The organism is Bradyrhizobium sp. USDA 3315, assembly GCF_054056795.1.
Genome location: NZ_JBSRYP010000001.1, coordinates 988556 through 1004114, shown reverse-complemented (window position 1 = coordinate 1004114; position 15559 = coordinate 988556). Strand labels below are relative to the sequence as shown.

Below are 15559 nucleotides of genomic sequence, written 5' to 3'. Positions count from 1 at the left end.
GGTTAATGAGGCGTATCTAAATCGCCTTAACGGGCGGTTACCGCTGCTTTCTCAGCGCATGGCGAAGTGCGCGAGATCGATCGTCTTGATCCAGTCCGTCTCGGGATAGATCAGGAGGGCCCCAAGGGCGAGTGCGATGCCGTAGGGAATTCCGGTCTGCTTGTCGTGCAGGCGGCTGAGCCAGGCCTGGGACGCGAGCGGGTAGGGCAGTGGCCATTGCCGCAGCTGCAGCAAGAGCACGGTCAGCGCACCGCCAAACAGCGAGGCAAAGACCAGATAGGGCAGCAGGTGCTCGAACCCGAACCACAGGCTGGCCGCGGCCGCGACCTTGGCGTCTCCGCCGCCGACCCAGCCCATCGCGAACATGCCGAACGCCACCACCAGAACCAGCGCGCCTGCGCCGGCATGGGTGAGGATCTCGTGGACGCCCATCCCGGTCAGCGGCGCCAGGACAAAGAAGCCCGCCACCAGCGCCAGCGAAATCCGGTTCGGGATCGTCATGGTCAGGAGATCGCTCGCCGCCGCAAAGGCCATCAGGGCCGGAAACAGCATCAAGCGTGCGATGTCGAGGATCATGAATTCATGCCGTCAAGCTGGAGCTGCGGTCGAGACCCGACGCTAGCGGCCAATGGTGAACAATCGGAAAAGGATTGCCGGCACCTTCAACAGAGGCTGCCGATCGGCCCCCGACAAATAGCAAAGGTCCCGGGATTGCCGGGACCTTTGATGCGAATTCGTCGAAGCCGGCTTACTTCAGCGAGCCCGAGATCGAGTTGAAGGTACCCGAGAGCTTCGTGCCGACGCCGTTGACTGCAGCGATGATCGCGATGGCGATACCGGTGGCGATCAGGCCGTACTCGATGGCGGTCGCGCCCGATTCGTCCTTCACGAAGCGCGAAACGAGGTTCTTCATAAAATCACTCCTGTGTACACGTGGCTGGTCGAACTAGATTTGGTCTCGCCGGCGTTCTCAGCACCGTGACCATTGCGGCACCCTAGTGTTGGACGATTTCGGCGCAGTTAATTTGATCGCATAAACTCTGCGGGAACCCGCTGATGTTGCGCACAGTAAATTTGGCATTAAACGGTCCGCTCAAATTGCAGATTGTTGCTGCGACCCGGCGTCCGGCGCCTATTCACGGCTCCTTAAGCGCACATCTATACCCATGGGGCTTCCGTAGTATGAGGCTGCCATGTCCACCCTTCCGATCGAAGTCATCGAGATGCTCGGCCAGACGATGATGAGGGTGGTGCCGATCACGATCGGCCTCGCGCTGTTCTTCACAGTGCTGACCCACTTCTGGGCCTGCAATCCCGGCAAGCCGTGGTGGCAAAAGCGCGAGCTGGTCACGGACATCTGCTACTGGTTCTTCGTGCCGGTATTCGCCCGCGTGCTGCGGATCGGGCTGCTGGTGGTGGGCGCGGCCGCGGTGTTCGATGTGCACGGTGCCGACGAGCTGATCTCGTTCTACGAGAACGGACACGGCCCGCTGGCGCAGCTGCCGCTCTGGCTGCAATCGATCATCTTCCTGGTCGCCTCCGACTTCATGCTGTATTGGCTGCACCGGATGTTTCACGGCGGCGGCTTCTGGAAGTACCACGCCATTCATCATTCCTCCGAGGATCTCGAATGGATCTCGGCGGCGCGCTTCCATCCCGTCAATCTGCTGATCGGCACGATCTCGGTCGACGTGATCCTGCTGATAGCCGGCATCTCGCCGAACATCATGCTGTGGGTCGGTCCCTTCACCACATTCCATTCCGCCTTCGTGCACGCCAACCTGAACTGGACGCTCGGCCCGTTCAAATATGTGATCGCCACGCCGGTGTTTCATCGCTGGCATCACACCGCGCTGGAGGAGGGTGGCGACACCAATTTCGCCGGCACGTTTCCGCTCTGGGACATTCTGTTCGGGACATTCCGCATGCCCGAAGGCAAGCTTCCGGATGATTACGGCGTCGACGCCGAGCAGGGCGTGCCGGCCGAAATCGGCGGACAGCTGGCCTATCCGTTCCGTCATTGACCGGACTGCGCGCGCATGAGTGCTGAGACCGCAACCATCCCACAGGCGCGGGCCTCGGTGTTCGCCGAAGTCCCGGCCTGGTTCTGGATGGCGTGCGGCGTCTATGCGTTGCTGCTGGTCGTCGGCGACAGGCTGCTCGCCGATTCCGACACCTACTGGCAGATTGCCGTCGGCCGGTGGATCCTCGACCACCGCGCATTGCCGTCGGTCGATATCTATTCCTTCACGAAAGCGGGTGAGCCTTGGGTGTCGTCGTCGTGGCTGGCGCAGGTCCTGTTCGCGAAGGCCTACGACCTTGCCGGGTGGACCGGGCCTGCGGTGCTGGCCGCGGCCTGCGGTGCCGCCACCTTCGCGCTGCTCACCGCCATCCTCGGCCGTGCGCTGCCGGCAATCCATGCGAGCCTGATCGCGCTGGCGGCGCTGGTGTTGACCTTCGGGCATCTGCTGGCCCGTCCGCATGTGCTTGCGCTGCCGATCATGATGGTCTGGGCGAGCGGCCTGATGGTCGCCAGCGAACGCCGCGAGGCCCCCTCGTTCTGGCTGCTGCCGTTGATCGCGCTCTGGGCCAATCTGCATGGCGGCTTTCTGTTTGGCCTGGTGCTGGCCGGCGCCTTCGCGCTCGATGCGCTGTGGAACGCCGCGCCGGCGCAAAGATTGCCGCTGGCGCTGCGCTGGGCCGCATTCGGCCTCGGCGCGCTGGCCGCGTGCTGCGTGACGCCCTATGGCTGGGGAACGATCTTCGCCTCGCTCAGGATTCTCAGCCTCGGTGAACTGCTGCATCTCATCACGGAGTGGATGCCGGCGAGTTTCAGCCACGTCGATGCATTCGAGCTGACCATTCTCGGCCTGATCGGGGGGGCGCTCTATTGCGGGGTGAAGCTGCCGCTGCCGCGGATCGCCCTGGCGCTGGGCCTGCTGCACATGGCGCTATCCCATGTCAGGAATCTCGAGCTCTTCGCCCTGTTGTTGCCGCTGGCCGCGCTGACGCCGGTGGCAACCCAGTTCGGCCTGCGTGCCGCAAGCGTGGCCCGGCTGAAGGCCACGCCGGCCGCGGTGCTCATCACCGCGCTCTGCGCCTCGACCTGGTTCATTGCGGCGCGTCGGGACATGTCGCCGCCGACGATCCATTCGCCCGCTGCCGCTGTCGACGCGCTGAAGGCGCACAACGTGCAGCGCGTGCTCAATGATCTGCAGTTCGGCGGCTATCTGATCTGGCGCCAGGTGCCGGTGTTCGTCGACGGCCGTGCCGAGCTTTACGGCGAGAAATTCGAGATGGCGTATTACCGTGCGCTCCAGCTCAAGGACGTCGACGGCTTCCTCGACCTGCTCAAGACCTACAGGGTCGATGCGGTGATGCTCGATCCGGCAACGCCCGCCTCCAAGTTTCTCGATCACATCGATGGATGGCAGCGCCTCTACGCGGACGATCGCGTGGTGGTGCATGTGCGTGCCGCCGGCTAGGCGGCGCGGCGGCGTTTTTCCGCGGGATCACCGGGCCGTTGGCCGATCCGTTCCGGAAGTCGTGACATCCGCGCAATTCAGCGGTCGATTTTTGCTCTTCTTAAATGAATTGCCGTCAGATTTGCCTGCGTCGGGCGCCGGTCCGCTGCGTATCGCTTTTGCCGGCTTGTTAACGTCCCGGGGTAAGGTATGTCGTTTCAATTCCAGCGTATTGGCGCCGTCGCGCGCATTGGATTCATCTCGCTGGCCGCAGCCGTTCTGCTGTGGCCCGCATTCGCAACGGCCGCGCCGGATCCGGACCGGATTGCGGTCAATGTCGATCAGGCCAAGCTCGTCAAGCTGCCCGGCGGCATTTCCACCATCGTGGTCGGCAACCCGCTGATCGCCGACGTCACCCTGCAGAATGGCGGCGTTGTCGTCGTGACCGGCAAGGGCTACGGCGCGACCAACTTCATCGCACTCGACCGCACCGGCCAGGTGCTGGTGGATCGCCAGATCCAGGTCGAAGGTCCGACCGACCAGCTTGTCACCGTCTATCGCGGCGTCGATCGCGAGACCTACAGCTGCATGCCGGTCTGCCAGCGTCGCATCACCCTCGGCGACGGCGAGACCTACTTCAAGTCGACCATGGACCAGGCCGGCTCGCTCAACAGCCAGGCCTCCGGCTCGGGCGCGGCCGCGAAGCCGCAGAACTAGCGCGTGTCCGCGCCGGCGCTTCGCACGCCGGGGCAGCCGCCTGCCGCAGGCGGTTCATCCGACATGGTTAAGAAAGGCCTGACGGATCGGGTCGCCCTGTCTCGATCCGGCGAAATACTTCGACAATGAGTCTTGGGTAGTTGTTGCCGCCATGTTGATCCGGGGTCGTTGATGCCGCTACCCGCTCATTCTTTCACGCGCCTCCTCCATCGCTTTCGCAGAAACCGCCGTGGCGCGACCGCGGTCGAATTCGCGATGGTCGCGCCGCTGTTTTTCGGACTGCTGTTTGCGATCATCGAAGTGGCGATGATCTTCTTTGCGAGCCAGGTGCTGGAGACGGTGACGCAGGATTCTGCGCGCATGATCATGACCGGTCAGGCGCAGGGCGCAAGCTATACCCAGCAGCAGTTCAAGGACTACGTCTGCGGCCAGGTCAACCCGCTGTTCGATTGCGCCAACGGCATATCGGTCGACGTGCGCAGCTACCCCGCGGCGACGGGCTTCAGCAGCGTCAACATCGCGCCTCCAATCGATTCCAACAACGCATTCATTCCGGCCATGAAATGGTGTCCCGGCAAGGACGGCGACGTCGTGGTGGTCCGGCTGTTCTATCAGTGGCCGCTGTTCGTCACCAAGCTTGGCTTCAATGTCGCCAACCTCGCCAATGGCAAGCGGCTGCTGACCGCGACCGCGACATTCAAGAACGAGCCATCCGGGACCGCCGGGGCGACATGCTCATGAGCAACGTCATGAAAACCCAGGCAGCGGCCTTGCTGCGCTCCGTCGTGGCCCTGTGCAATGACCGCCGGGGCCTTGCCGCCGTCGAGTTCGCTTTCGTCCTGCCGCTGATGCTGGTGCTGTTCTTCGGCACCGTCGAGTTTTCATCCGGTGTCGCGGTCGACCGCAAGGTCACGCTTATGGCGCGCGCCGCGTCGGACCTGACCTCGCAGTCGACGCAGGTGGTGGATGCCGACCTGCAGAACTTCTTCAGTGCCAGCGTCGGCATCATGACGCCGTACGATCCGACGCCGACCAAGGTCACCTTGTCGGAAATCTACGTCGATGCCTCGAAGGTCGCGCGGATCCAGTGGAGCAAGGCGGGGGTGATGGCCACGGGCGCCACCCAGGCCACATTGACGGCCTCGAGCCGCAGCCAGGGTGATGTCGTGACCAGCGTCGTTCCGGCGGCGCTGCTGGTTGCGGGCACATATCTGATCTTCAGCGAAGTCAGCTACAAATACGTTCCGACGGTCGGCTATGTGATGGCCAAGAGCGGCATCAATCTCACCGATGTCGCCTTCACAAGGCCGCGGCAGTCGGTTTGCGTGTTCTATGCCCCGACGTCCGCCACCATGCCGACGACCTGCTCGACCTATTAGAGCGTTTTCGAGCGAAGTGGATACCGGTTCGCGTGGAGAAAACGCGTCAAAACAAGAATCTAGAGCCCCGTTCCGATTCCATCGGAACGGGAAAAGCTCTAGAGCTTTCCAACGACGCGGACGCCGGTTGGCAATCCAGACAAAAAGGGCCGCACCCGAAGGTGCGGCCCTTGATGCTTTAGCGACAATTTCCTGGAGCTTCGCGCTCCCGGGAAATCGGCTTATCCGGCGGCGCGCAGATTGTCGGCCGAGGATTTGCCGGAACGGCGGTCAGCCACGATCTCGTAGGAGATCTTCTGGCCTTCACGCAGAGTGCCAAGGCCGGCGCGCTCGACTGCACTGATGTGCACGAACACGTCGTTCCCGCCTTCATCCGGCTGGATGAAGCCGTAGCCCTTGGTCGCGTTAAACCACTTCACGGTTCCCATGCTCACGTGGGTAGTCCCTTCTCAGATATACAAGTTCAAGACCCGCTGATCGGCGGGGTGGTGAGATCGAATTTTTGGAAGGGTCGTCAGCGTCTGAACCGGCTGTACCGGTATTGGCTAATGTCGTCCGGCCGAAAATCGATGGGTAGGATATTATTCGATAGAAGGCTTCAAAACAATCCTGAAAACAATCCTGACGTGCGCGATTTTTTGGCCGGCGCAGCCGCCGGCCAATTGTGCGCAGGACATCAGGACGTCATGCCCGCAGCGGTTGCAATACCCCGCTTATCGGCGGCGGAACTGGCCGCCGCGCTGGGCTCCGCCCCGCGGCGGGCCGCCCGGCGCGCCGCTCGGACGTTCGTCCTTGTGCCGGAAGATCAAGCGCCCCTTTTCGAGATCGTAGGGCGACATTTCGATCGTAACGCGGTCGCCGGCCAGCGTCTTGATGCGGTTTTTCTTCATCTTGCCGGCGGTGTAGGCGACGATCTCGTGCCCGGCATCGAGTTGCACCCGGTAACGAGCGTCGGGGAGGATTTCGGTCACCAGTCCTTCGAACTGGATCAGCTCTTCCTTAGCCATATGTTTCTCCAGATCGAGCGACGGCTAGTGCTTCGGTCGGTTGTTGCGGTTGGATTGCGGATTCGGCCGGCTCTCGCGATGCAAGAAGGCGACGCCCTGAATGCCTTCGCTGTTGCCGGCCTGCGACGGACGCGGCGACTCGCCCCGGCTCGTCTGCGGCGCGCCATTATTACCACCTCGACGGCGGCGGCGGCGAGGGCCTTTTGCGCCCGGAGCGGCCTCATTCCCACGGACATTATGCGCACGGGGTGCAGAACGGCCGCCCCGGTGCGGGTGGGTGGCCTGCGCCGGCCCGGCGGCCTCGCGGCCGCCAGAGGAGCTGCCTTGTGTGCGGCGGTCTTCCCGCGGCACGGTAATCCGGATCAGCCGCTCGATATCGCGCAGATAGCCCATCTCCTCGGCACCGGCGATCAGCGAGATCGCGACGCCGTCGGCGCCGGCGCGCGCCGTGCGGCCGATGCGGTGGACGTAGGTCTCCGGGATATTGGGCAGGTCGAAATTCACCACGTGGCTGACGCCGTCGACGTCGATGCCGCGGGCGGCGATATCGGTCGCCACCAGCGTGCGGATCTCGCCGGAACGGAACGCCGCCAGCGTGCGCTCGCGGTGGTTCTGCGACTTGTTGCCGTGGATCGCATTGGCCTCGATGCCGGCCTTGGCAAGGCTTTTCACCACCTTGTCGGCGCCGTGCTTGGTGCGGGTGAAGACCAGGGCGCGGTTGACCGGCTCCTGCTTCAGCAACTGGGCGAGAACCGTCGGCTTGGCCGCGAAATCGACCTGGATCGCGCGCTGGGCGATGCGATCCACCGTCGAGGCCACCGGCGTCACCGCCACGCGGGCCGGGTCGCGCAGCATCGCCTCGGCGAGCTCGGCGATGTCCTTGGGCATGGTGGCCGAGAAGAACAGCGTCTGGCGCCGGATCGGCAGCTTGGCGACGATTTTCCGGATGTCGTTGATGAACCCCATGTCGAGCATGCGGTCGGCTTCATCGAGCACCAGGAACTCGACCTGGTTGAGCTTCAGGCCGTTGCTCTGCACGAGATCGAGCAGGCGGCCGGGGGTGGCGACCAGCACCTCGACGCCCTGCATCAGGGAACGGACCTGGCGGCCCATCGGCACGCCGCCGATGGCGAGCGTCGAGGACAGCCGGATGTGGCGGCCATAGGTGTTGAAACTGTCGAGGATCTGGCCGGACAGTTCACGGGTCGGCGAGAGCACCAGCACGCGGCAGCTCTTGGGCTGCGGGCGGACGCGGTTCTCCAGCAGCCGGTGCAGGATTGGCAGCGCGAAGGAGGCGGTCTTGCCGGTGCCGGTCTGGGCGATGCCGACGACGTCGCGGCCGGCAAGGGCTAGCGGGATGGTCTGGGCCTGGATGGGGGTCGGCGTGAGATAATTTTCTTCTCGGAGCGCGCGGGCGATGGGATCGGCGAGGCCGAAATCCTGAAAGGAGGTCAAAAGGTGGTTCTTTCCATAAAAGCCGTCGTCGTCCCGGCCCATATCGGCCGGAAGCGTGTGAAGGCATTCGGGGACACCCGCGTGTCTGGGGCGTCAAGCTGGGTTAGCTGAAAGGCGAGCCAGAAGCCGCTTGGGGCAGCTTGAACACGCAGCTCGCGAAGGCACCGCGACTCTCGCGGGCATGGCGAGGATATGGACCAGGAACTGGGCGGTTTCAAGGTGAGATTGCCGTCTTTGGTGCCCGGAGTTCGCTGAACCATCGCGCAAACTGTCACAAATCGATGCCGGAAATTTAGCCAAGGCGGCGATTCTGCCTACAAAATAATCTGATTGCTCTTTCGGCAGTCAAGTTGGCGGCTCAATGATTGAGCAGTCGGCTTCCGTATTTGCCCGGAACCGATGAAATTATCTAACCGGTTCATCGGCTTACAGGGGCTGCGCACCGTGGCACAGTTCTTGCGATTCCCTTAACCGCAGGCGGCCAAGCGGCCGTTCGCAGCGTTCCACGCCTGCGTCAGGGAGACGACATTTCATGCTTACTCAGCTTTCTCACAAAATAACGACGATGACCCGCCGCCGCGCGCTCGCGGCGACGGCCGGCCTGGTTTTGGGTCTGGCTGCGTCCTCGTCCCTCGCGCCCGCGCAAGCGGCCGACGACACCATCAAGGTTGGCATCCTTCACTCGCTGTCGGGCACCATGGCCATCAGCGAAACCACGCTGAAGGACACGATCCTTTTCCTGATCGACGAGCAGAACAAGAAGGGCGGCGTGCTCGGCAAGAAGCTCGAGCCCGTCGTGGTCGACCCCGCCTCGAACTGGCCGCTGTTCGCCGAAAAGGCCCGCGAGTTGATCACCAAGGACAAGGTCGCGGTCGTGTTCGGCTGCTGGACCTCGGTGTCGCGCAAATCCGTGCTCCCGGTGTTCAAGGAGCTGAACAACATCCTGTTCTACCCGGTACAGTATGAGGGCGAGGAGTCCGAGCGCAACGTGTTCTACACCGGCGCGGCGCCGAACCAGCAGGCGATCCCGGCGGTCGACTATCTGATGAAGGAAGAGAAGGTGAAGCGCTGGGTGCTGGCCGGCACCGACTACGTCTATCCGCGCACCACCAACAAGATCCTGGAAGCCTATCTGAAGTCGAAGGGCGTCGCCCAGGACGACATCATGATCAACTACACGCCGTTCGGTCACTCTGACTGGCAGACGATCGTGGCCGACATCAAGAAGTTCGGCTCGGCTGGCAAGAAGACCGCGGTGGTCTCCACCATCAACGGCGACGCCAACGTTCCGTTCTACAAGGAGCTCGGCAACCAGGGCATCAAGGCGACCGAGATCCCGGTGGTCGCGTTCTCGGTCGGCGAGGAAGAGCTCGCCGGCATCGACACCAAGCCGCTGCTCGGCCATCTCGCCGCCTGGAACTACTTCGAGTCGATCAAGACCCCGGCGAACGAGAAGTTCATCAAGGAGTGGCAGGCCTACACCAAGAACCCGAAGCGCGTGACCAACGATCCCATGGAAGCGCACTACATCGGCTTCAACATGTGGGTGAAGGCGGTCGAGAAGGTGAAGTCGACCGATCCGGACAAGGTGATCGATGCGCTTCCCGGCATCGAGGCGCCGAACCTGACCGGCGGCGTGTCGCAGATGCTGCCGAACCACCACATCACCAAGCCGGTGTTCATCGGCGAGATCAAGGGCAACGGCCAGTTCGACGTGGTCTGGAAGACCCCGGGCCTGGTGGCCGGCGACGCCTGGTCGAAGGAGCTCGAAGGCTCCAAGGACCTGATCGGCGATTGGGTCGGCAAGAAGTGCGGCAACTTCAACACCAAGACCAACAAGTGCGGCGGCCAGGGCTCCTGACAATAGGGCTCCTGACAACAGGGCTCCTGAGCTCCTGACCTGATCGACGACACAACACAACCATCCAAGAACCTGGAGAAGGCGGCACAGCTCGCCGCCTTCTCCTCACACTCCTGCCGGGGTACTGACGTGTTCGCCAATTGTATTGATCGTTTTCGTGCGCTGTTTCTCTCGATCCTGCTGCTGAGCTGCCTTGCTGTGCCGGCGCTGGCTGGTCCGTTCGAGGATTCGGTCGCCAAATTCGCCAATGACGAGTTCTCCGACACCGAGGCTGCGATCGGTGAGGTCGCCGCGTCGGGCAATGCGCTGGCCTCGCCCATCATCAGCGCGCTGCAGGACGGCCGGCTCTCGGCCGATCCCGACAGCAAGAAGGTCTTCATCACGCGGACCGACGGCAAGATCGTCGACGCCGCCACGGGTGCTGCCGTCGACAAGCTGCCTGACAACGCCGCCGCCGTCCGCCTCAACAACCGCCTGCGCCGCACCGTGGAGGCTGCGCTCGGCGGCCTGACGCTGCTGTCGCCGGATCCGGCCAAACGCCTCGCCGCCGCGCAGTCGGTGTTCAAGAGCCACGAGGAGAATTTGCTGCCGACGGTGGAGGCTGCGCTCGCCAAGGAGAACGTCAAGTCGGTCAAGCAGGCCTTCGCCGAGGCGCGCGCCGCCATCATCCTGTTCAAGTCGGACGCATCCGACAGCGACAAGCTCGACGCCGTCGCCGTGGTCAAGGCGCGCGGCGATCAGGAGGCGCTGGCGCTGCTCACCGGCCTCGGCGCCGACCAGCCGCCGCTGGTCGCCAACGCGGCCGCAAGCGCGGTGTCCTCGATCCAGAGCAATCTGGCGATGTGGTCGATGGTGCAGAATGCCTGGTACGGCCTATCACTCGGCTCGGTGCTGCTGCTCGCCGCGATTGGGCTTGCCATCACCTTCGGCGTGATGGGCGTCATCAACATGGCGCATGGCGAGATGGTGATGCTCGGGGCCTACACCACCTTCGTGGTGCAGGAGGTGATCCGCAGCCGCTATCCTGCGCTGTTCGACTATTCGCTGCTGATCGCGGTGCCGCTCGCCTTCCTGGTCGCCGGCTTGATCGGTGTCGTGATCGAGCGCACCATCATCCGCTTCCTCTACGGCCGTCCGCTGGAGACGCTGCTCGCGACTTGGGGCCTGTCGCTGGTGTTGCAGCAGGCGGTGCGCACCGCGTTCGGCCCGACCAACCGCGAGGTTGGCAACCCCTCCTGGATGAGCGGTGCCTTTGAGCTCGGCCAGATCACCATCACCTATAACCGGCTGTGGATCCTCTGCTTCACGCTCGCGGTGTTTGCCATCCTGCTGGCGATGCTGCGCTACACCGCGCTTGGCCTCGAGATGCGCGCGGTGACCCAGAACCGCCGCATGGCGGCCTCGATGGGGATCGCCACCTCGCGCGTCGACGCGCTGACCTTCGGTCTCGGCTCGGGGATCGCCGGCATTGCCGGCGTGGCGCTGTCGCAGATCGACAATGTCAGCCCGAATCTCGGCCAGAGCTACATCATCGACAGCTTCATGGTCGTGGTGTTCGGCGGCGTCGGCAATCTCTGGGGCACGCTGGTCGGCGCCTTCACGCTCGGCATCGCCAACAAGTTCCTCGAGCCTGTCGCGGGCGCGGTGCTCGGCAAGATCGCGATCCTGGTGCTGATCATCCTGTTCATCCAGAAGCGGCCGCGCGGCCTGTTCGCGCTCAAGGGTCGGGCGGTGGAAGCATGACGCCGCACATCCTCACCCGTTCGCTCGATCGCGCCGCGACCGCGTTCGTCCTGATCGTCGCCGCGATCGGCGTGCTGATCCCGTTGTCGAACCTGCTGCTGCCGCAGGGCTCGCTGTTCCAGGTGCCGACCTATCTGGTCGCGCTGTGGGGCAAATATGTCTGCTACGCCATCCTTGCGCTCTCGATCGATCTGATCTGGGGCTATTGCGGCATCCTCTCGCTCGGCCACGGTGCGTTCTTCGCGCTGGGCGGCTACGCGATGGGGATGTACCTGATGCGCCAGATCGGCAGCCGCGGCGTCTACGGCAACCCGATCCTGCCCGACTTCATGGTGTTCCTGAACTGGAGCAAGCTGCCCTGGTACTGGTACGGCTTCGACAAGTTCTGGTTTGCCGCGCTGATGGTGCTGCTGGTGCCGGGTCTGCTCGCCTTCTGCTTCGGCTGGCTCGCCTTTCGCTCGCGCGTCACCGGCGTGTATCTGTCGATCATCACGCAGGCGATGACCTATGCGCTGCTGCTGGCGTTCTTCCGCAACGATTTCGGCTTCGGCGGCAATAACGGGCTGACCGACTTCAAGGACATCATCGGCTTCAACGTGCAGGCCGAAGGCACCCGCGCGGCGCTGTTCCTGCTGAGCTGCCTTGCGCTGATCATCGCGTTCCTGATCTGCCGCGCGATCGTGACCTCGAAGCTCGGCAAGGTCCTGATCGCCGTGCGTGACGCCGAAAGCCGGACCCGTTTCCTCGGCTATCGTGTCGAATCCTACAAGCTGTTCGTGTTCACGCTGTCGGCGTGCATGGCCGGCGTTGCCGGTGCACTCTATGTGCCGCAGGTCGGCATCATCAATCCGAGCGAGTTCGCGCCCGCCAACTCGATCGAGGCGGTGATCTGGGTCGCGGTCGGCGGCCGCGGCACGCTGGTCGGCGCGGCGCTCGGCGCCGTCGTCGTCAACTACGCCAAGACGTTCTTCACCTCGGGGCCGCTCGCACCGTACTGGCTGTTCATGCTGGGCGCGCTGTTCATCCTGGTCACGCTGCTGTTGCCCAAGGGCATCGTCGGTACCTTCAACGCCTGGTGGGAGCCGCTGAAAGCGCGGCGCAACTCACCCGACGCCGAGAGTGCCGCGCGCGAAGACGGCATCGGCGCACCGAACCCGGCGGAGTAGGCAGATGAACGTCATGGATACCCGCGCCACTTCGGCCATGCTCTACCTCGACGGCGTGCACGTCTCGTTCGACGGTTTCCACGCCATCAACAATCTGTCGCTGGCGCTCGAGCCCGGCGAGATGCGCGCCATCATCGGCCCGAACGGCGCCGGCAAGACCACGATGATGGACATCATCACCGGCAAGACCAAACCCGACGAGGGCACGGTGCTGTTCGACGGCACCGTCGACCTGACCCGGCTCGACGAGACCCGTATCGCCGAGCTCGGCATCGGTCGCAAATTCCAGAAGCCGACGGTGTTCGAGAGCCAGACCGTGCAGGACAATCTGCTGCTCGCGCTCAATGTCGATCATTCCGTGTGCGGCACGCTGTTCTGGCGCGGCAGCAAGGCTGAGTCCGAGCGCATCGACAAGGTGCTCGAGACCATCCGCCTGACCGATGCGCGCAACCGCCTCGCCGGCAGTCTGTCGCACGGCCAGAAGCAGTGGCTCGAGATCGGCATGTTGCTGGCGCAGGACCCGAAGGTGCTGCTGGTCGACGAGCCGGTCGCCGGCATGACCGATGTCGAGACCCATCTGACCGCGGAGCTCCTGAAGGAGATCAACAGGAATCACACCATCATGGTGGTCGAGCATGACATGACCTTCGTGCGCGAGCTCGGCGTCAAGGTGACCTGCCTGCATGAGGGCTCGGTGCTCGCCGAAGGTTCGATCGACCAGGTGTCGTCGAACGAGCGCGTGGTCGAAGTGTATCTGGGGCGCTAGCGCGATGCTGAAGATCGACAACATCAATCTCTATTACGGTGCGGCGCAGGCGCTGCGCGGCGTGTCGCTGACCGCCGAGCCGGGCAAGGTCACCTGCGTGCTCGGCCGCAACGGCGTCGGCAAGACCTCGCTGCTGCGCGCGATGGTCGGCCAGTATCCGATCGCCTCCGGCACGATCAATTTCGACGGCAAGGACATCACCGCGCTAAAGCCCTATGAGCGGGCGCGTCGCGGCATCGGCTTCGTGCCGCAGGGCCGCGAGATCTTTCCGCTGCTGACGGTGGAAGAGAACCTCAAGACTGGCTTCGGTCCGCTCAAGCGCGAAGACCGCAACATTCCCGACGACGTGTTCTCGCTGTTTCCGGTGTTGGAGACCATGCTGGGCCGCCGCGGCGGCGACCTTTCCGGCGGCCAGCAGCAGCAGCTCGCGATCGGCCGGGCGCTGGTGATGCGGCCGAAGCTCCTGCTGCTCGACGAGCCGACCGAGGGCATTCAACCCTCGATCATCAAGGATATCGGCCGCGCCATCTCCTATCTGCGCAACCTCGGCAACATCGCGATCGTGCTGGTCGAACAATATCTCGACTTTGCCTGCGAACTCGGCGACAGTTTTGCCGTAATGGACCGGGGTGCGGTGAAATATGCCTGCGACCGCGCAAGCCTCGATCCCGCCGAGATCAGCCGCCAGATGGCGCTGTGAACAGGATGTGAGCCGCCTGTTGTGGCGCGCGAAGGGAGCGTCGGGGGAATGCGGACCGGGATCGCAGGCGCGGCAGCGGCGACGTTTGCGGCAAACCGCGCCCAGGGTGCTGTCAGGTTCGGCGTGCATCTGAAAGACGGCGCCACCCGCCGCGGCGACCTGCATGAGTCCGGCTCGCTGCGCGTCCGCTTCCCATCGCCGGAGGACGACGGTCTCTCGGCCATGTTCGTCAACACCGCCGGCGGCATTGCCGGCGGGGACCGCTTCGAGATCGCGGTCGCGGCCGGCGAGGGCGCGCGTTTGACGCTGACCACCGCGGCGGCTGAGAAAGTCTACCGTGCACCGGCAGCGGCGGCACGGCTCGACATCGCGCTGACCGTTGCCGCAGGCGCGCATCTCGCCTGGCTGCCGCAGGAAACCATCCTGTTCGACCGTGCCCGCATTCACCGCGGCTTCGACATCGACCTTGCCGAGGGTGCCTCGCTCCTGCTCTGCGAGATCGTGGTGTTCGGCCGCGCCGCGATGGGCGAGACCATGCGCCACGGCGAGTTCGTCGACCGCTGGCGGATGCGCCGTGGCGGCAAGCTGGTGTTCGCCGAGACCGTCAGGCTCGACGGCGAGATCGGCGAGAAGCTCGCGCGACCCGCGATCGCGGGCGGCGGCTGCGCGATCGGCACGGCGCTGATCGTGCCGGGTGACGAAGCCTTGGTCGAGCGCATCCGCGAGGCGTCGGAAAGCTTCGGCGGCGAGGTCGGCATCTCCGCCTGGAATGGCTTTGCAATGGCCCGCTTCTGTGCCCAAGATGCGGCCCGGCTGCGGGCCGACATGATGACGGTGCTCGGCCGCGCCTCCACTGTCCCGCTGCCGCGGCTTTGGCTCAACTAATCCTTTCAACGCTTTCAGAGTGCTCGCATGAATTTGTCTCCCCGCGAAAAGGACAAGCTCCTGGTATCGATGGCGGCCATGGTGGCGCGGCGCCGGCTCGAGCGCGGCGTCAAGCTGAACCATCCCGAAGCCGTCGCGTTGATCACCGACTTCATCGTCGAGGGCGCGCGCGACGGCCGCACCGTCGCCGAGCTGATGCAGGCCGGCGCCAAGGTCCTGACCCGCGCGCAGGTGATGGATGGCATCCCGGAGATGATCCACGACATCCAGGTCGAGGCGACATTCCCCGACGGCACCAAGCTCGTCACCGTGCACGAGCCGATCCGATAGCCACGAGCGTCATTCCGGGGCGGCCGAAGGCAGAACCCGGAATCCAGAGATTGTTGATCGAGATTCCGGATTCACGCTTCGCGTGC

The 15559-nt window shown here is 64.1% G+C and carries 17 protein-coding genes; 12 read left to right on the top strand and 5 right to left on the bottom strand.

Annotation, left to right across the window (positions count from 1 at the left end; translation table 11 throughout):
* Positions 1 to 51 precede the first annotated feature (51 nt).
* Positions 52 to 576 carry an A24 family peptidase gene (locus tag ACVIYL_RS04655; RefSeq protein ID WP_028334676.1) on the bottom strand — a complete coding sequence of 175 codons (525 nt, stop codon included), beginning with the start codon at positions 574 to 576 and terminating at the stop codon, positions 52 to 54.
* Between the two features lie 172 nt (positions 577 to 748).
* A complete protein-coding gene (locus ACVIYL_RS04650; protein ID WP_016842642.1) occupies positions 749 to 913 on the bottom strand; it encodes a Flp family type IVb pilin in 165 nt (54 codons plus the stop codon).
* Between the two features lie 280 nt (positions 914 to 1193).
* Here ACVIYL_RS04650 and ACVIYL_RS04645 point away from each other — a divergent pair, with 280 nt between their 5' ends.
* The 5 genes from ACVIYL_RS04645 to ACVIYL_RS04625 all read left to right on the top strand — a co-directional run bounded on the left by ACVIYL_RS04645 (position 1194) and on the right by ACVIYL_RS04625 (position 5560).
* On the top strand, positions 1194 to 2024 hold the full coding sequence (locus ACVIYL_RS04645) for a sterol desaturase family protein (protein ID WP_438077276.1): 831 nt from the start codon (positions 1194 to 1196) through the stop codon (positions 2022 to 2024).
* A gap of 15 nt (positions 2025 to 2039) precedes the next feature.
* Positions 2040 to 3485 (top strand): hypothetical protein, encoded by a 1446-nt coding sequence (locus tag ACVIYL_RS04640; protein WP_456777856.1) that lies wholly within the window; start codon positions 2040 to 2042, stop codon positions 3483 to 3485.
* Between the two features lie 189 nt (positions 3486 to 3674).
* Positions 3675 to 4181, top strand: a complete 507-nt coding sequence (locus tag ACVIYL_RS04635; RefSeq protein WP_057016118.1) for a pilus assembly protein N-terminal domain-containing protein — start codon at positions 3675 to 3677, stop codon at positions 4179 to 4181.
* 171 nt (positions 4182 to 4352) lie between these two features.
* Positions 4353 to 4922, top strand: a complete 570-nt coding sequence (locus tag ACVIYL_RS04630) for a TadE/TadG family type IV pilus assembly protein (RefSeq protein WP_076824889.1) — start codon at positions 4353 to 4355, stop codon at positions 4920 to 4922.
* Between the two features lie 8 nt (positions 4923 to 4930).
* Positions 4931 to 5560: a TadE/TadG family type IV pilus assembly protein gene (locus ACVIYL_RS04625; RefSeq protein ID WP_225645084.1), complete on the top strand. Its 630-nt coding sequence runs from the start codon at positions 4931 to 4933 to the stop codon at positions 5558 to 5560.
* A 221-nt stretch (positions 5561 to 5781) separates the two neighbouring features.
* Here the strand turns inward: ACVIYL_RS04625 and ACVIYL_RS04620 are convergent, their stop codons facing one another.
* The 3 genes from ACVIYL_RS04620 to ACVIYL_RS04610 all read right to left on the bottom strand — a co-directional run bounded on the left by ACVIYL_RS04620 (position 5782) and on the right by ACVIYL_RS04610 (position 8064).
* Entirely contained in the window at positions 5782 to 5994 is a 213-nt protein-coding gene (locus ACVIYL_RS04620; RefSeq protein WP_016842648.1) for a cold-shock protein, read from the bottom strand.
* Between the two features lie 279 nt (positions 5995 to 6273).
* Positions 6274 to 6567, bottom strand: a complete 294-nt coding sequence (gene infA, locus ACVIYL_RS04615; protein ID WP_016842649.1) for a translation initiation factor IF-1 — start codon at positions 6565 to 6567, stop codon at positions 6274 to 6276.
* A gap of 24 nt (positions 6568 to 6591) precedes the next feature.
* A complete protein-coding gene (locus tag ACVIYL_RS04610; RefSeq protein ID WP_430641161.1) occupies positions 6592 to 8064 on the bottom strand; it encodes a DEAD/DEAH box helicase in 1473 nt (490 codons plus the stop codon).
* Positions 8065 to 8587: 523 nt separating this feature from the next.
* On the opposite strand from ACVIYL_RS04610, the gene urtA reads away from it, so the two are divergent.
* The 7 genes from urtA (at position 8588) to ACVIYL_RS04575 (ending at position 15473) form a co-directional block, all read left to right on the top strand.
* A complete protein-coding gene (gene urtA, locus ACVIYL_RS04605; RefSeq protein WP_371852088.1) occupies positions 8588 to 9883 on the top strand; it encodes an urea ABC transporter substrate-binding protein in 1296 nt (431 codons plus the stop codon).
* 144 nt (positions 9884 to 10027) lie between these two features.
* A complete protein-coding gene (gene urtB, locus ACVIYL_RS04600; RefSeq protein ID WP_375167117.1) occupies positions 10028 to 11626 on the top strand; it encodes an urea ABC transporter permease subunit UrtB in 1599 nt (532 codons plus the stop codon).
* Positions 11623 to 12792 carry an urea ABC transporter permease subunit UrtC gene (gene urtC / locus ACVIYL_RS04595; RefSeq protein WP_456777855.1) on the top strand — a complete coding sequence of 390 codons (1170 nt, stop codon included), beginning with the start codon at positions 11623 to 11625 and terminating at the stop codon, positions 12790 to 12792. Before urtB ends, urtC begins: the two co-directional genes overlap by 4 nt.
* Before the next feature lie 4 nt (positions 12793 to 12796).
* On the top strand, positions 12797 to 13558 hold the full coding sequence (gene urtD, locus ACVIYL_RS04590; protein ID WP_253604708.1) for an urea ABC transporter ATP-binding protein UrtD: 762 nt from the start codon (positions 12797 to 12799) through the stop codon (positions 13556 to 13558).
* A 4-nt stretch (positions 13559 to 13562) separates the two neighbouring features.
* A complete protein-coding gene (urtE, locus tag ACVIYL_RS04585) occupies positions 13563 to 14258 on the top strand; it encodes an urea ABC transporter ATP-binding subunit UrtE (RefSeq protein WP_018269603.1) in 696 nt (231 codons plus the stop codon).
* A 48-nt stretch (positions 14259 to 14306) separates the two neighbouring features.
* The gene (locus ACVIYL_RS04580; RefSeq protein ID WP_168858006.1) at positions 14307 to 15143 is read left to right on the top strand and encodes an urease accessory protein UreD; all 837 of its coding nucleotides are present in this window, start codon (positions 14307 to 14309) and stop codon (positions 15141 to 15143) included.
* A 27-nt stretch (positions 15144 to 15170) separates the two neighbouring features.
* Complete coding sequence (locus ACVIYL_RS04575) at positions 15171 to 15473, top strand: urease subunit gamma (RefSeq protein ID WP_028334687.1); 303 nt, start codon at positions 15171 to 15173, stop codon at positions 15471 to 15473.
* The last annotated feature ends 86 nt before the right edge of the window (positions 15474 to 15559 follow it).

What these genes read in the sequence shown, in the direction of transcription:
- ACVIYL_RS04635 (WP_057016118.1), top strand. Translation starts at nt 3,675, where the DNA reads ATGTCGTTTCAATTCCAGCGTATTGGCGCCGTCGCGCGCATTGGATTC.
- ACVIYL_RS04625 (WP_225645084.1), top strand. Translation starts at nt 4,931, where the DNA reads ATGAAAACCCAGGCAGCGGCCTTGCTGCGCTCCGTCGTGGCCCTGTGC.
- ACVIYL_RS04645 (WP_438077276.1), top strand. Translation starts at nt 1,194, where the DNA reads ATGTCCACCCTTCCGATCGAAGTCATCGAGATGCTCGGCCAGACGATG.
- urtC (WP_456777855.1), top strand. Translation starts at nt 11,623, where the DNA reads ATGACGCCGCACATCCTCACCCGTTCGCTCGATCGCGCCGCGACCGCG.
- ACVIYL_RS04630 (WP_076824889.1), top strand. Translation starts at nt 4,353, where the DNA reads ATGCCGCTACCCGCTCATTCTTTCACGCGCCTCCTCCATCGCTTTCGC.
- urtA (WP_371852088.1), top strand. Translation starts at nt 8,588, where the DNA reads ATGACCCGCCGCCGCGCGCTCGCGGCGACGGCCGGCCTGGTTTTGGGT.
- ACVIYL_RS04580 (WP_168858006.1), top strand. Translation starts at nt 14,307, where the DNA reads ATGCGGACCGGGATCGCAGGCGCGGCAGCGGCGACGTTTGCGGCAAAC.
- urtD (WP_253604708.1), top strand. Translation starts at nt 12,797, where the DNA reads ATGAACGTCATGGATACCCGCGCCACTTCGGCCATGCTCTACCTCGAC.
- ACVIYL_RS04575 (WP_028334687.1), top strand. Translation starts at nt 15,171, where the DNA reads ATGAATTTGTCTCCCCGCGAAAAGGACAAGCTCCTGGTATCGATGGCG.
- ACVIYL_RS04610 (WP_430641161.1), bottom strand. Translation starts at nt 8,064, where the DNA reads ATGGGCCGGGACGACGACGGCTTTTATGGAAAGAACCACCTTTTGACC.
- ACVIYL_RS04650 (WP_016842642.1), bottom strand. Translation starts at nt 913, where the DNA reads ATGAAGAACCTCGTTTCGCGCTTCGTGAAGGACGAATCGGGCGCGACC.
- ACVIYL_RS04640 (WP_456777856.1), top strand. Translation starts at nt 2,040, where the DNA reads ATGAGTGCTGAGACCGCAACCATCCCACAGGCGCGGGCCTCGGTGTTC.
- infA (WP_016842649.1), bottom strand. Translation starts at nt 6,567, where the DNA reads ATGGCTAAGGAAGAGCTGATCCAGTTCGAAGGACTGGTGACCGAAATC.
- ACVIYL_RS04655 (WP_028334676.1), bottom strand. Translation starts at nt 576, where the DNA reads ATGATCCTCGACATCGCACGCTTGATGCTGTTTCCGGCCCTGATGGCC.
- urtE (WP_018269603.1), top strand. Translation starts at nt 13,563, where the DNA reads ATGCTGAAGATCGACAACATCAATCTCTATTACGGTGCGGCGCAGGCG.